General features: G+C 71.1%; 16 protein-coding genes. 10 read left to right on the top strand and 6 right to left on the bottom strand.

The annotated features are described in order from the left end of the window. Window positions 1–126 precede the first annotated feature (126 nt). The gene (locus ABD340_RS37090; RefSeq protein WP_344595527.1) at window positions 127–420 is read left to right on the top strand and encodes a hypothetical protein; all 294 of its coding nucleotides are present in this window, start codon (window positions 127–129) and stop codon (window positions 418–420) included. 47 nt (window positions 421–467) lie between these two features. Here the strand turns inward: ABD340_RS37090 and ABD340_RS37085 are convergent, their stop codons facing one another. The 3 genes from ABD340_RS37085 to ABD340_RS37075 all read right to left on the bottom strand — a co-directional run bounded on the left by ABD340_RS37085 (window position 468) and on the right by ABD340_RS37075 (window position 1,777). Further along, on the bottom strand, window positions 468–713 hold the full coding sequence (locus ABD340_RS37085) for a hypothetical protein (protein ID WP_344595526.1): 246 nt from the start codon (window positions 711–713) through the stop codon (window positions 468–470). After that, the gene (locus tag ABD340_RS37080; protein ID WP_344595524.1) at window positions 714–1,046 is read right to left on the bottom strand and encodes a DUF6247 family protein; all 333 of its coding nucleotides are present in this window, start codon (window positions 1,044–1,046) and stop codon (window positions 714–716) included. Window positions 1,047–1,408: 362 nt separating this feature from the next. Next, on the bottom strand, window positions 1,409–1,777 hold the full coding sequence (locus tag ABD340_RS37075; protein WP_344595523.1) for a hypothetical protein: 369 nt from the start codon (window positions 1,775–1,777) through the stop codon (window positions 1,409–1,411). Between the two features lie 58 nt (window positions 1,778–1,835). Here ABD340_RS37075 and ABD340_RS37070 point away from each other — a divergent pair, with 58 nt between their 5' ends. Both ABD340_RS37070 and ABD340_RS37065 read left to right on the top strand, forming a co-directional pair. Beyond that, complete coding sequence (locus tag ABD340_RS37070) at window positions 1,836–2,024, top strand: hypothetical protein (RefSeq protein ID WP_344595521.1); 189 nt, start codon at window positions 1,836–1,838, stop codon at window positions 2,022–2,024. 277 nt (window positions 2,025–2,301) lie between these two features. Beyond that, window positions 2,302–3,033, top strand: a complete 732-nt coding sequence (locus tag ABD340_RS37065) for a hypothetical protein (RefSeq protein WP_344595520.1) — start codon at window positions 2,302–2,304, stop codon at window positions 3,031–3,033. Here ABD340_RS37065 and ABD340_RS37060 read toward each other — a convergent pair. Next, the gene (locus tag ABD340_RS37060) at window positions 3,030–3,869 is read right to left on the bottom strand and encodes an alpha/beta fold hydrolase (protein ID WP_344595518.1); all 840 of its coding nucleotides are present in this window, start codon (window positions 3,867–3,869) and stop codon (window positions 3,030–3,032) included. The two genes, ABD340_RS37065 and ABD340_RS37060, sit on opposite strands and share 4 nt — an antisense overlap. Window positions 3,870–3,916: 47 nt before the next feature. Between ABD340_RS37060 and ABD340_RS37055 the strand changes: the two genes are divergently transcribed. After that, window positions 3,917–5,851 carry an AfsR/SARP family transcriptional regulator gene (locus ABD340_RS37055; protein WP_344595517.1) on the top strand — a complete coding sequence of 645 codons (1,935 nt, stop codon included), beginning with the start codon at window positions 3,917–3,919 and terminating at the stop codon, window positions 5,849–5,851. A gap of 1 nt (window position 5,852) precedes the next feature. On the opposite strand, the gene ABD340_RS37050 is transcribed toward ABD340_RS37055, so the two are convergent. After that, the gene (locus tag ABD340_RS37050; protein ID WP_344595516.1) at window positions 5,853–6,971 is read right to left on the bottom strand and encodes a sensor histidine kinase; all 1,119 of its coding nucleotides are present in this window, start codon (window positions 6,969–6,971) and stop codon (window positions 5,853–5,855) included. Continuing rightward, window positions 6,968–7,630 (bottom strand): response regulator transcription factor, encoded by a 663-nt coding sequence (locus ABD340_RS37045; RefSeq protein ID WP_344595515.1) that lies wholly within the window; start codon window positions 7,628–7,630, stop codon window positions 6,968–6,970. Before ABD340_RS37045 ends, ABD340_RS37050 begins: the two co-directional genes overlap by 4 nt. A gap of 149 nt (window positions 7,631–7,779) precedes the next feature. On the opposite strand from ABD340_RS37045, the gene ABD340_RS37040 reads away from it, so the two are divergent. From ABD340_RS37040 to ABD340_RS37015, 6 genes are all read left to right on the top strand, one after another. Further along, window positions 7,780–8,742 (top strand): ABC transporter ATP-binding protein, encoded by a 963-nt coding sequence (locus tag ABD340_RS37040; RefSeq protein WP_344595514.1) that lies wholly within the window; start codon window positions 7,780–7,782, stop codon window positions 8,740–8,742. Further along, window positions 8,739–10,268 (top strand): ABC transporter permease subunit, encoded by a 1,530-nt coding sequence (locus tag ABD340_RS37035; RefSeq protein WP_344595513.1) that lies wholly within the window; start codon window positions 8,739–8,741, stop codon window positions 10,266–10,268. Before ABD340_RS37040 ends, ABD340_RS37035 begins: the two co-directional genes overlap by 4 nt. Then, on the top strand, window positions 10,265–11,023 hold the full coding sequence (locus ABD340_RS37030; RefSeq protein ID WP_344595511.1) for an ABC transporter permease subunit: 759 nt from the start codon (window positions 10,265–10,267) through the stop codon (window positions 11,021–11,023). Before ABD340_RS37035 ends, ABD340_RS37030 begins: the two co-directional genes overlap by 4 nt. A gap of 199 nt (window positions 11,024–11,222) precedes the next feature. Beyond that, complete coding sequence (locus ABD340_RS37025; RefSeq protein WP_344595509.1) at window positions 11,223–11,615, top strand: GntR family transcriptional regulator; 393 nt, start codon at window positions 11,223–11,225, stop codon at window positions 11,613–11,615. Further along, window positions 11,612–12,502 (top strand): ABC transporter ATP-binding protein, encoded by an 891-nt coding sequence (locus tag ABD340_RS37020; protein ID WP_344595508.1) that lies wholly within the window; start codon window positions 11,612–11,614, stop codon window positions 12,500–12,502. The genes ABD340_RS37025 and ABD340_RS37020 overlap by 4 nt, the downstream gene beginning before the upstream one ends. Beyond that, window positions 12,499–13,497 (top strand): ABC transporter permease, encoded by a 999-nt coding sequence (locus tag ABD340_RS37015; protein WP_344595507.1) that lies wholly within the window; start codon window positions 12,499–12,501, stop codon window positions 13,495–13,497. The genes ABD340_RS37020 and ABD340_RS37015 overlap by 4 nt, the downstream gene beginning before the upstream one ends. Window positions 13,498–14,173: the final 676 nt, after the last annotated feature.

The raw sequence follows: 14,173 nt of genomic DNA, 5'->3' as shown, positions 1-14,173 counted from the left end.
CGGTGCGGTATTGGTGTCGACACCGAGTTGCGCGCCGATCTGTTCCTCGGACAGTCATCTCGTGATCAAGATCGCGATCCGCGCTTGGATCGCCGATGCCACGCCTAGTCAGGAGTAATACCGCTGATGAAGTTCACCCGCACGGGTCTCATTTGCCTCGTGGTGGTCGCTGGGCTGGCCACCGGATGTGGCGGTGGCGACGTCACAAAGGAAGACTTCATTGCCAAGGTGAAGACTGAGAAAGAGTTTCAGGGGCTACCGCAGAAGGCTTATGACTGCATGGCCGACCTCATGATGAATAGCGCAAACAAGGAAGATCTCAAGCAGTACGTCGACGGCAAGAAGACCATGGACCAGATCAAGCAAACCAAGAGCGACGCCGAAATGCAGAAGGATGCGGAGAAGTGCGTCTCCCAGTGAGCTACGCCGCGCCACCGGCCGGATCGCCCGTGATAGGTCGATTCCGATCAGAGCCACGCCACGCGGATCACGTACACCTCGCGTTGCTCTTCCAGGACCACGTAAGTAGCGAAGCCCCGCTCTCCGAACGCGTGCGTGAGCATGTTGGCTCTCGGATTGGAGGTGTCGAACGGTTGTCCGCTCCAGGGAGCGGTTTCCAGCAGGGCGAACAACTCGGCCAGGGGGCCGAGGGCTTGGCCGGGAAGGGCGGAGATCTGCTCTTCTGCTATCGGGGTGGTGGTGAGCTGGTACAACTACCGCTCGGCCTCTCGTTCGGCGAGGATCTCCCGCCATGGCCGACCCTGCGGGACCGTCTCCCCAGAGCGGATCTGTTCGGCCAGGGCATGCATCTGCCTGCGCCCCTCCGGGTCTTTCAGCGAGTCGCAGGCCGAGATCCACCAGCGGTGTACGAAGTCGTTCAGGACGCCCAGATCCAGGCTGACACGGACCTCGTCGAGCACGGTCTTGAGCCCGGCGTCGAACGCTTGGCGGTCCTGCGGTACGACGAGGGCAGCCCGGATGTCACGCAGGTTCTTGCCCGGCATCGGCGCGCTGCCTGGCCGGTAGTCCTGCGGCTGTGCGGTCATCGCAAGCCTCCTCTCTCTCACCTAGAGCCTACCGAGCCTGAGCATGCCCGTGCTCTGCCGACGGGATCGGGGATGCGACTTCCATCAGGACGTGCCGTCCACGTGCTTCTTGATGCCAGTGTCTCGGAGAGCAAGGCTGCGACCGTCCGCCGGCAGGGGTGAACCGCCGACCTTCCGCTTTTTTCGGGAGAATAACCCCTCGTCACCTTGGGCCGTCCGCCGAGGTTGGATGGTGCTCGCTGTGTGGGCTGTAGTTACCGAGCGCTGTCGTCACCTCCGCTGACATCACCCCGGGGCTAGGAGGTCTGACTCCCGGCCGGTCCCGCGTGATCGATGCACCACCGCCGATGAGGCGAGATCGCTCAGCGAACCGAAAAAGGGGCGATTTTCGCGTGCGTCACATTCAGGGTGACCTTGTATTGCGGCCGAATGCCCGGAAGGGGCTGATCACGCTGACCGTCGTCGCGGTGTGTGCCGTGGGTATGGTCGCCGCCATCTTGATCGGCCGTGCACCGACGGCGTTCGCCTGGATCACGGGCGTGCTGTTCAATCGCCCTGGGAGTCTCGTACCAGATCCGGTCCCGGATCATCCTGACCCCGCACGAAATCGTCGTGCGCGGGCCGGTCTTCCGGCGGCGCCGGTCACGATCGCGCGCCGTGGAGGCAGTGCGCGCGACCATCATCGCGCCGCGGGGTCGCCAGGCGACACCCTTTTCGTGCTCGACGCGCACCGCAGCGTCCTCGTCAGGGTGCACACCGCCAACTACACGCGAGGACATCCATCGGTTGGTGAGCGCGCTCGGCGTGCCGTGCAGCGGCCCCGGCCGCGTCGTCAACGCCAACGAGCTCGCCAAGGAGTATCCGGGCCTGGTGTCGTGGGTCGAGCGGCATCCCTACCGGCTCGCGTTTGCGATCGCCGGCATGGTGTGCGCGGCGATCCTGACGCTGGGGCTCGTCTCGATTGCGTCGGAGTCTTGACCCGTCATAGCCCGGGCGAGGGCGCCCAGCGTGCTGCATCGCCGCAGCCCACAGCCGCCTTCGCCAGCTCACCAAGCGAGATTTACAGTCCCCCGGGCAAACGGGACTCAAGGCGTGACCTCGGCTGGCCCGAGAACGCCGCCGCCGACAAGCAGAGAGCCCTTCACAAGGCAGGTGAGTAGGGGCGCTCAGGGCTGTTGAGTACGTGCGCTCACCACGCGGGCGGGCCGGTGCGGCGAGGATGGCCGGACGGGAAGCGAGCCGAGGGAGGCCGACCGTGTTCAAGTATGTGTTCCTCATCGGCGTGCTCGCCGTTGTCGGCGCGGTCGTGCTGGTCCTGGTGGCCGATGTGCCGTTGGCGGTGGTGCTGTCCTTGGGGGCGGGGGCGCTGTGCCTTGCCTGGCTGGTGGTGCTGCTCACCGTGCCGTGGAACGTGTACTTCCAGGCCCGGCGGGTGATCGGGGAGATCCGGACGAGCCGGGAAAGGGGGCTGGAGGCGCCTCAGGGGCGGGAGGAGGAGGCGCGCCGGATCGCCGTGCGGGTGCGGGCGGCGGCCGTGGGCGCGCACGTCCTGTCCGCCGCCCTCGCCGCGGTGATCACCTACTTCTCCGGGGCGGTCGTCGGGTACTACTTCGTCGGCTTCTACCTTGTGAGCACGTTCTTCCGGCCGGTGCACGCCTGGTTCGTCCACCTGCGCGAGCGGCTCGGGACGATGCTCCGGGAGACGCGCCACCCGCGCGACGACGTCCTGGCGGTGAAAGAGCGGCTCACGCTCCTGGAGTTCCGGGCCGAGCAGCTGCGGCAGACCACCGAGCAGCTCCACGAGGCCGACCTCGCCCAGGGCCGGCGGCTGGACGACTTCGATCTCGCGGTGTCGCAGCTGCACCGGCGGCTGGACGCGCTGGGGCGGCGGTTCGAGGACACCGTCGCGCAGCTCACCGACGACCAGGAAGTGATCAGCGGGATCAGGGCCTTCCTGCGCCTGCTCCGCGCCGAGCCCACCGTTTAGCGGGTGAGGAGGTCGCGCAGGGCCTTGGCCACGTCGGCGGGGGCCTCCTCGGCCATGAAGTGGCCGTGGTCGACGGTGAGGTGCCGCAGGTCGGGCGCCCACGCGCGCCACAGCGCCGCCGCGTCGAAACCGAGGGCCGCGCCCCAGTCCTGCTGGAGCACGGTGACGGGCATCGCCAGCCGGTTGCCGGCGTCCCGGTCGGCCTGGTCGTGCTCGACGTCGATGCCCGCTGAGGCGCGGTAGTCGGCGACGATCGACGGGACGGCGGCGCGGCAGGCGTCCAGGTAGGCGGCGCGGACGTCGGCGGGGAACGGGGCGTTGGCCCAGATGTCGAGGAAATGGCCGAAGAACGCGTCCGGGTCGGCGGCGATCATCCGTTCGGGCAGGCCCGGCGGCTGGGCCATCAGGTACAGGTGGAAGCCGACGGCGGCGGTCCGGCCGCGCATGACGTCCCACATGTCCAGCGTGGGGAGCACGTCGAGGCAGGCCAGGTGGGTGATCGTCTCGGGATGGTCCAGGCCGGCGCGGAAGGCGACCAGGGCGCCCCGGTCGTGCCCGGCCAGCGCGAAGCGGTCGTGGCCGAGTGCGTGGGCGAGGGCGACGATGTCGGCGGCCATGGTGCGCTTGGAGTAGTCGCCCTCCGGCTTGTCGCTGGCCCCGTAGCCGCGCAGGTCTGGGCAGATCACGGTGTGGTCGGCCGCCAGGTCGGCGGCGACGTGCCGCCACATCAGGCGGGTCTGCGGGAAGCCGTGCAGCAGCACGATCGGGCTCCCGGAGCCGCCGGCGGCGGCGTTCAGGGACACGCCGTCGGCGACGGGGATCATGATTTCGTCCATGGCTCCAGGCTGCCGGGCGCGAATGAGCATTCGGTCAGCGCGCTACCGTGGGGGCCGTGTTCGGGGTGCTGGGGCCGGTGACGGCCTGGGACGGCGCCGGGAACGCGATCGCCCTGAAGGGGCCGCGGCACCGCGAAGTGCTGGCCCGGCTGATCATCGCCCGCGGCCGGGTCGTCCCGGTCGGGCTCCTGGTCGACGACCTCTGGGACGATCCGCCGCCCGGAGCGGTGGGCGCGGTGCGCACGTTCGTGGCCGCCCTGCGCCGTGCCCTGGAGCCCGACCGTCCGCCGCGCGCCCCGTCCCGGCTGCTGGTCACCGAGGGGCCGGGGTACGCGCTGCGCGCCGGGCCCGACGCGGTGGACGCCTGGCTCTTCGAACGTGAGGTGGCCACCGCCGCGACGCTGCCGCCCGAGGACGGGCTGGCACGGCTGGCGGAGGCGCTCGGCCGGTGGCGCGGACCCGCGTACGCCGAGTTCGCCGACCAGCCGTGGGCGCGTGCGGACCGGTCCCGGCTGGCCGAACTGCGGCTGCACGCCGTCGAGCGGCAGGCCGAGTTCCGGCTGGCGCTGGGCCGGGCCGCCGAGGCGGTGCCCGAGTTGGACGCGCACGTCGCCGAACACCCCTGGCGCGAGGACGCCTGGCGGCTCCTCGCGCTCGCGCTGTACCGCACCGGACGCCAGGGCGACGCGCTCGCCGTCCTGCGCCGGGCCAGGACGCTGCTGGTCGAGCGGCTGGGCATGGACCCTGGGGCGCCGCTGCGCCGGCTGGAGACCGACATCCTCAACCAGGCCCCCCACCTGGACGCCGAGGGCGTGGCGGCTCGGGTTTGGGCGCAGACGGCGGCCGTCTACGACCGCGCCGTGCCGTCCGGGGCGCGGGCCCGGCTGGAGTCGACCGTGGGCCTGCTGCGCAATCTCGCCGTGACCGGCGGCACCGGGCTGGAGGCCGCCCGCGAGCACCGCCTGGCCGCCGTGACCGCGGCCGAGGAGCTCGGCGACCCCGAACTGACCGCCCGGGTGATCGGCGCCTACGACGTCCCGGCGATCTGGACCCGCTCGGACGATCCGCGGCAGGCGGCGCGGATCGTCGCCGCGGCCGAACGCGCCCTGGCGGGGCTGCCGCCCGGGGCGCCCGAGTCGGCGCGGGCGCGGCTGCTGGCCACGATCGCGCTGGAGTCGCGCGGCACCCGTGCGGTCCGCGGCCCGGAGGCCGCCCGCCGGGCCGAGGAGATCGCCCGCCGCCTGGACGACCCGGCGCTGCTGGCGTTCGTCCTCAACGGCGTGTTCATGCAGAGCTTCGAACGTGCCGGTCTGGCCGCGCGCCGGGACGGCATCGGCGCCGAACTGGTCGCCCTGTCGGCCCGGCACGGCCTGACCGCGTTCGAGGTGCTCGGGCACCTGATCCGGATTCAGGCGCGCGGCGCGCTCGGGGACTTCGCCGCGGCGGACCGGCACGCGTCCGCCGCGGACCGGCTGGCCGAGCGCCACGAGCTGCCGCTGGTGGGCGTCTTCACCCGGTGGTACGGCGCGCTGCGGCTCGCCGAGACCGGCCGGGCATCCGAAGCCGAGGCGGCCTACCGGGACGCCGCCGAACTGCTGGACGGCGCCGGGATGCCCGGCGTGAAGCACGGCCTGCTGCCGCTCGCGCTGCTGTGCCTGCGCGTGCGGCACGATCTGCCCGCCCCCGCGGACGGGGACTGGGGCCCGTACGAGCCGTGGGCCCGTCCCCTGGTGCTGCTGGCGCAGGACCGTCCCGCCGAGGCCGCGGGGGCGCTGCGGGACGTCCCCGAACCGCCCCGCGACCTGCTGTTCGAGGCCCTGTGGTGCCTCACAGCACGGGCGGCCATCGCGGTCGGCGACACGGAGACGATGCGGCGGGCGCGCCACGAGCTCGCCCCCGCGGCAGGCGAGCTGGCGGGCGCGGGCAGCGGCCTGCTCACCCTGGGCCCGGTCTCCGACTACCTCGCCGCACTCGACGCCTGACCTATGGGGGGTTCGGGGGAGATGGGTGTGCGAACCGCACGGTGATGGCCAGGCCGCCTTCGGGGCGCGCGCTGGCGGTGAGGGTGGCCTGGTGAGCTTGGGCGACGGCGTTGACGATGGCGAGGCCGAGACCGTAGCCGCCGCGGCGGCTGTTACGGTCGTGCGCCAGTCTCTGGAAGGGTTGGAAGAGGCGCTGAATCTGGTTGCCGGGGATGACCGGCCCGCCGTTGGTGATCGTCAGGGTCGCCCGCGTGCCAGAGGTCTGAGTGGTGATCTCTACGTGCCCGTCTGGGTGGTTGTGGCGGATGGCGTTGTCGATGAGGTTGGCGATGAGGCTTTCGATCAGTCTCGGGTCCCCGGCCGTCACTGCGGGCGTTAGATGTTCGGCGAGGTCAACGCCTTTTTCTGCTGCTTGGTCGCGGCGGGATGCGAGCACTCCTCGGACGACTTGGGCGAGGTCGAGGGTGTCGCAGCGGGTGACGCCGCGCTCGCTGGTGGCCAGGGCGAGCAGTGCCTGGACGAGCCGTTCCTGGTGTCCGCCGAGGTCGAGGGCCTCCTGGCAGGCCGAGCGCAGGGTGTCGGCGTTGGCGCCGGGGTCGGCGAGGGCGACTTCGAGGAGGGTGCGCAGGCCGGCGAGGGGGGTGCGCAGCTCGTGGGAGGCGTTGGCGACGAAGTGTCGTTGGGCGTCGAAGGATGCTTGGAGCCGGGCGAAGAGGTCGTCGAGGATGCGGCCCAGTTCGGTCAGCTCGTCGGCGGGTTCGCCGAGGTCGAGGCGCTGGTGGAGGTTTCCGGCGGAGATGGCGGTGGCGGTGGCGGTGATGGCCCGCAGGGGTCTGAGGAAGCGGCCGGCGACGAACCAGCCGGCGGCGAGGGCGATGGGGATGAGGATGGCGATCGCGACGGCGGAGCCGACGAGGAGCCGGTGCGGGCCGATCCCCTGCCCGGTGCCGGTGATCGCGCCTGGCGCTGAGCTGCGGGCGGGAACGGTTGACTGCATGCCGACCAGGGGGATGGTGACGACGGCGAGGACCACGATCCCGGCGACGAAGATGCCCGCGGCGTAGAAGAGCGCGAGCCGGGCCTGCAGGGACCGTCTGGGGAGCGGTCGGAGGTCGGTCATGGCGGCCCGATCCGGTAGCCGCCTTCGCGGATGGTCGCGATCACTGGCGGGTCGCCGAGTTTGGCCCGCAGCCGGTGCATGGTGTGCTTGACCGCAGAGGTGAAGGGGTCGGCCGCTTCGTCCCAGACTCGTTCGAGTAGTTCCTCGGCGGGCAGGACCAGGCCAGGCGAGGCGAGCAGGCATTCAAGGAGCGCGAACTCCTTCGGGCTGAGCTCGAGACGCCGGCCGGCGCGGAACGCCGCCCGGCGAGCCGGGTCCAGGGTGATGTCCCCGCAGGAGAGGGTGGGAGGAAGCGGCGGGGTGGCCCGCCGGGCCAGGGCACGGACGCGCGCGACCAGTTCGGCGAAGGCGAACGGCTTGGGCAGGTAGTCGTCCGCGCCGAGACTGAGCCCCTCGACGCGGTCTTCGATCGTGCCGGCCGCGGTCAGCATCAGCACGCGGCTGTCGGTGCGGTCGGCGGCGAGTCGCCGGCAGATGTCGTCGCCGCCGACGCCGGGCAGGTCGCGGTCGAGGATGACCACGTCATAGCGGGTGACGGCCAGGCGGCCAAGGGCGTCGGTCCCGTCCAGCACGACATCGACGGCCATACCCTCGCGGCGCAGCCCGGTGCCGATCGAGCGGGCCAGCACCTCGAAGTCCTCGACCACCAGAACCCTCACTGCAGACCACCGCCTGTCGTAGGAGAAGGGCGGCGGGGCGGGCTGCCGGTTCGAGGTGCCATGGACTCAACGATGCCAGGTGGCAGGTTCCAACCAGGTCGCAGCGGCTGAGACCGGGCGGGAACCAGGCGCCTTGTACAACGGCCCGCATGAGACCACACCGAACCGGCTGCTCACCGAGCGCCGCAGAGATCGTCGTCGCCGGGCTGCACAAGCGGTACGGGGCGACCCGAGCCCTCGACGGCATGTCCTTCACCGTCCGGCCCGGGCTGGTGACCGGCTTCGTGGGGCCGAACGGGGCCGGGAAGTCCACCAGTATGCGGGTGATCCTCGGCCTTGACGCGGTCGATGCGGGCACCGCGCTCATCGGGGGGAGGCCGTACCACAGCCTTCGGCATCCGCTGAGGCACATCGGTTCACTGCTGGACGCGGCGGCGCTGCACCCCGGCCGGAGCGCTCGTGACCACCTGCTCTGGCTGGCACATTCACAGGGCCTGGCCGCGCGGCGGGTGGACCAGGTGATCGAGCAGGTCGGCCTGGCCTCGGCGGCCCGGCGCAAGGCCGGCGGCTACTCGCTCGGCATGCGGCAGCGGCTCGGGGTCGCCGCGGCCCTGCTGGGCGACCCGCCGATCATCATGCTCGATGAGCCGTTCAACGGCATGGACCCGGAGAGCATCATCTGGATGCGTGGCTTCCTGCGGTCGCTGGCCGCTCAGGGCCGCGCCGTCCTGGTGTCCAGCCACCTGATGAGCGAGTTGCAGGACACCGCCGACCACCTCGTCGTGGCCGGGCGCGGCAGGGCCATCGCCGACGCCGGCGTGGCCGACCTGATCGCGGCCGCGTCCGGGAACCGGGTGGCCGTGCGCACCACGGCCCGGCCGGACGCGATGACGGTGCTCGGGCATGCGGGCGCTGCCGTGGCGGCCACCGGCCGGGACACCATTACCGTCTCCGGCCTGGCGGCGGATCGCATCGTGGCATTGCTCAACCAGGGCGCGGTCCCGTTCTCGGAGGTATCAGCGCACCGCGCCACGCTGGAAGAGGTCTACATCGAGCTCACCCGCGACGCGGTCGAGTTCCGCGCCGCGACGCCGTCGGAGGTGTCGCGGTGACCCCCGCCATGACGCCGTACCGCCCCGGCCAACGGGTCGGGCGGGACGGCTTCCGCCAGTTGCTGCACGCGGAATGGACCAAGTTCCGGACGGTCCGGGGCTGGGTGACCGGCTTGATGGCGGCGGCACTGATGGTGGTGCTGTTCGCCCTGCTCACAGGGGTCAGCAGCAACCAGAAGGGTGCACCGCCCGTTCCGATCGGACCGGGCGGTGAGCCGGTCACCGACAGCTTCTACTTCGTGCACCGGCCGCTCGCCGGAAACGGCAGCATCACCGTCTCCGTCTCCGCGCTCAAGAGCAGCATCCCCGAGGGCCCCGGGGACCTGAGGCCCGGCACCGTGCCGTGGGCGAAGGCCGGGCTCATCATCAAGGAGAGCACCCGCCAGGGAGCACCCTACGCGGCGATCATGGCCACCGGCAGCCACGGCGTGCGGATGCAGGACGGCTACGTCAACGACACGGCCGGCCCCTCCGGTCCGGTCTCCGCCGGGTCCCCCCGCTGGCTGCGGCTGGATCGCTCGGGCGATGCGATCACCGGCCATGCCTCCGCCGACGGCACGCACTGGACCAGGGTGGGCACTGTGCATGTGAGCGGCCTCGGACCGACCGCGCAAGGCGGGCTGTTCGTCGCATCTCCGCCTGCCGTGGGCGGCGGGGGCACGGCCGGCAGTGTGTCCACGGCCACCTTCGGGGATCTTCGTACCCAGGGGGGCTGGGCCGGCGGCGACTGGACAGGCGATCAGGTGGGCGCCGAATCTCCCAGCTTCGCCGGCTACCCGGAGAACGCCTCGGGTTCGTTCACGGGATCCGACGCCCGGTTCACGGTGACCGGTGCCGGCGACATAGCGCCCGCCGTCCGCGACAGCCTGCCGACCGGCGGCCACCTCCGGGACATCCTCACCGGCACGTTCGCCGCGCTGGTCGCAGTGATCGTCGTGGGGGCGCTGTTCATCACCGCGGAGTACCGGAACAAGATGATCCACCTCACCCTGGCCGCGAGTCCGAGGCGGAGCCGGGTGCTGGTGGCCAAGGCGATCGTGTTGTGGGCCGTCACCTTCGTCGCCGGGCTGGCGGGGGCGATCCTCGCGACTCCGCTCGGTGAGCGGCTCGCCCGGGGCAACGGCGTCTACATTTTCCCGGTGTCGTCCTCGACCGAACTGCGGGTGGCGCTCGGGACCGCGGCGCTGCTCGCGACCGCCTCGGTCCTGGCCCTCTCCGTCGGCACCATCTTCCGGCACAGTGCGGGCGCGGTCACCACCGTCATCGTGGCCATTGTGCTGCCCTACATGCTGACCGCCATCCCGTTCGTGCCCGCGAGCGTGTCGAACTGGCTGGCCCGGGTGACGCCGGGGGCGGCCTTTGCCGTCCAGCAGACGCTTGTGCGGTATGACCAGGTCGCAAGCAATTACACGCCGTACTACGGCTACTACCCGCTGGCGCCATGGGCCGGGTTCGCCGTGCTGGCCGGCTACGCGATGGCAAGCCTGGCCGTGGCCGCCGTCCTTCTCAACAGGAGGGACGCATGAGACCGGCATTGCACGCGGAATGGACGAAGCTGCGGACCGTCGCCGGCCCTCTATGGCTGCTGCTCGGTACCGTCGCGGCGACGGCGGCCCTGAGCATCGGGGCGACCTCGGTGGTGAACTGCACAGCCGGTGGCTGCGGCGGTGACACGACCAAGCTCAGCCTTATGGGCGTCTACATCGGCCAGGCGCCGGTCGCGATCCTGGCAGTGCTGATCATCAGCGGGGAGTACGGCTCGGGCATGATCCGCACCACCCTGACGGCGGTGCCGCGGCGAGCCACCGTCTTCGCGGCCAAGGCCATCACTCTCACCGGCGTCGTGGCCGTCGGCGGAACGGTCGCCGTCCTCGGGTCGGTGCTCGCCGGGCGGCTCATCCTGCCCGACGTCGGCGACCAGGCCCTGTCCCTGGCCGACGGGCCGACGCTGCGCGCGGCCGTCGGGACGGTCCTCTACCTGATTCTGATCGGCCTTCTGAGCCTCGGTACAGCGACCGCCGTGCGGGACTCCGCCACCAGCATCGGGATCGTCCTCGGCCTGCTCTACATCGTCCCCATCGTCTCCCAGACCATCAGCGATCCGCACTGGCAGCGCCTGCTCGAGAAGATCGCGCCGATGAGCGCCGGGCTCGCCGTCCAGGCCACCACCGATCTCGGCAGCCTGCCCATCAGCCCCTGGGCCGGCCTCGGCGTGACCGCCGGGTGGGCCGCCGCCGCGCTCGCGGCCGGCGGCCTACTGCTACGCATGCGCGACGCCTAGAGCACCCCTGCTGTCTGGCTGGAGAGGGGTTATCCCCTCCGCAGGACACGCTGATCGCGGTGCAGGCGCAGCGGAATTCCGTGTTGGAGGCGCTGGTCGCCGACCTGCGGAAGCGACTGGGGCCCCGCTCCGGCTTGACACCCTGATCTTGCTAGCATCATATTGTGATAGCTAACTAGATAAATAGAGGAGGCTCGGCGTGATCGAGTTTCACCTGGACGGCCGTTCGGGGGTGTCGCCGTACCAGCAGCTCGTCCGGCAGGTGCGGCAGGCCCTACGGCTCGGGCTGCTGAGGGAGGGCGACCAGCTCCCCACGGTCAAGGAGGTCGTCGCACAGCTGGCGATCAACCCGAACACGGTGCTCAAGGCGTACCGCGAACTGGAGCACGAGGGCATGGTCGCCGCGCGGCCGGGCTTGGGGACGTTCGTGACCGCCACGCTCACCGACGCCTCGCTGGCCGCCCACGAGCCGCTGCGGCGGGAGCTGCGGAGCTGGCTGGCCAAGGCCCGCCGGTCCGGCCTCGACGAGGAGAGCATCGAGGCGTTGTTCATGACGACCTTTCGGTCCGCCGCTCAGGAGGACATAGCATGACCGCCGTCCTGCAGGCCCAGGGCCTGGGCAAGAAGTACGGCCGCCGCTGGGCGCTGACCGACTGCACCCTGGACATCCCGTCTGGGCACGTCGTGGGACTCGTCGGTCCCAACGGAGCGGGCAAGACCACCCTGCTCAACCTGGCGAGCGGCCAGCTGGCGCCGTCCGCCGGCAGCATCACCGTGCTCGGCGGACGTCCCGGCGCCGTCCCGGCTCAGCTGGCCAAGGTCGGGTTCGTCGCCCAGGACACCCCCACCTACGCGGGGCTGAGCGTTGCCGACCATCTGAAGCTGGGCGCCAGGCTCAACCCCGGGTGGGACGACGCGCTGGCACGGGACCGGATCGAACGGCTCGGCCTCGACCCCGCGCGCAAGGCGGGCAGGCTGTCGGGCGGCCAGCGCGCCCAGCTCGCCCTCACCATCGGTATCGCCAAGCGGCCCGAGCTGCTGATCCTGGACGAGCCGGTCGCCGCGCTCGACCCGCTGGCCCGCCGCGAGTTCATGCAGGGCCTGCTGGAGGCCGTCGCCGAACACCGGCTCAGCGTGGTGCTCTCCTCGCACCTGGTCTCCGACCTGGAACGAGCCTGCGACTACCTGGTCGTGCTCGTCGAATCCCGCGTCCGGGTGGCCGGAGAGGTCGAGGAACTGCTCGCCACCCACCACCGGCTCACCGGCCCGCGCCGCGACCCCGGCCGGCTCCCCGCCGACCAGCACGTCGTGTCCGCCAGCCACACCGACCGGCAGAGCACCTTCATCATCCGCACCGACGCCCCGATCCACGACCCCGCCTGGACGGTCAGCCAGATCGGCCTCGAAGACCTCGTCCTGGCCTACATGGACCGGCCCGCCGACAACGGCCGCCGCCCCACCCTGGAGGTGCAGCGATGATCTGGCTGACCTGGCGGCAGTTCCGCGCCGGAGCCGCGATGATGGCCGCCGCCCTCGCCGTGCTCGCCGCCGTCCTCGGCCTGACCGGTCCGGGCCTGGCCGACGAGTACTCCACCGCGAGCGCCTCCTGCGCCGCCCAGAGCGACGACTGCAGGAGGATCTTCGACCAGCTCTTCGGCGCCAACCAGAACGCCTTCCTGGCCGTCAGCGCCGTCGCCCTGGTCCTGCCCGCGATCATCGGGCTCTTCTGGGGAGCGCCGCTGATCACCCGCGAGCTGGAGGCCGGCACGCACCGCCTGGTGTGGCAGCAGAGCATCACCCGAACCCGCTGGCTGGCCGTCAAGCTGGGCCTCACCGGCCTGGCCGCCATGACCGCCGCGGGACTGGGCAGCCTCGCGGTGACCTGGTGGGCCGCTCCCATCGACAAGACCAACCCCGAGGACTTCGCGCGGATTGCACCGCTGGTGTTCGGCACGCGCGGCATCGTCCCCATCGGCTACGCGGCCTTCGCCTTCGCCCTCGGCGTGACCATCGGGATGCTGGTCCGCCGCACCCTGCCCGCCATGGCCATCACCCTGGCCGCCTTCGCCGCCGTCCAGGTCGCCATGCCGCTGCTGGTCCGCCCCCACCTGCTCTCGCCCACCAGCACGACCACCGTGGTCAGCATGTCGAACCTGGACTCGCTCATCCTCGGCGACGACCGGCGCCTGCGCGTGACCGTGAACGCGCCAACAGGTGGCTGGCTGCGGTCCAGCCACACCGTCGACCGGTCCGGACGCGCAGTCGAGACCATCCCCGGGCCCTGCCCCCCGTCCCCGGAGGGCCCAGAGACATGCCTCGCCCAGATCGAGCGGCTCGGCTACCGGCAGCAGGTGACCTACCACCCGTCCAGCCGCTTCTGGGCCTTCCAGTGGCTCGAAACCGGGATCTATATCGTGCTCTCCCTGGGCCTGGCGGCGTTCTGCTTCTGGTGGACCCGCCGCCGCCTCTCCTGACAGCGAGGACGTAGATGAGCGCACGTCCCCACCGGCCGCTGGTCGGTGGGGAGCCAGGTCACCCGGCCCGGATGACTCAAACCCCTGCCGCAGGCGTGATCCCGGGGGTGCTGTCACCGGGCCTGGGTGGCGCCGGTGGACCGCTCAGGGACAGGGCAACCTTCTGTGACGAAGAAACCGGCCGCCCATGATCGTCGCCATCGCTGGTAGATCCGGCTGCGCATGGTCACCGGTGCCAGCAGTCGTACGCCTTCGTTGCAGTACTTCCGTGCTGTACTTCCCGGCTCCGTAGCGCGGGGCAGACGACGACCGCTCACCAGTGGCGCCACCGCTTCGAACGCTCGGTTGGGCCCTCTACCGGACTCCACAGCCCGTAGCCGCATGGTGAGAGCTGGCAGGGGACTGAGCGCTGAAGAGGGCGCGTCATGACGGCTGAGCCACTCGATCATGGCCCGCTCGAGCCGGAAGACATCATCCGCAGGCTGCCCCATGACGGGCGGGACCGGTTCATCAAAGGACCTCCGAGGAAACCCCGGCCTTGAGCTTGAGGCAGGGGAGGAATCGGACTTCTGCGGAGCAGGGAAGGGACAGGAGATTCGCCCCCCGGGGCGATTGTCCGTTGACAGACCAGGCACTATCCAGCACGTTTTCGTCCCTGTGTTCGAGCGTGCACGCT

The organism is Actinomadura vinacea (genome assembly GCF_039532545.1).
Classification (GTDB): domain Bacteria; phylum Actinomycetota; class Actinomycetes; order Streptosporangiales; family Streptosporangiaceae; genus Spirillospora; species Spirillospora vinacea.
Note: the sequence above shows the minus strand (reverse complement) of the source record. Positions and strands in the feature narration are given on the sequence as shown.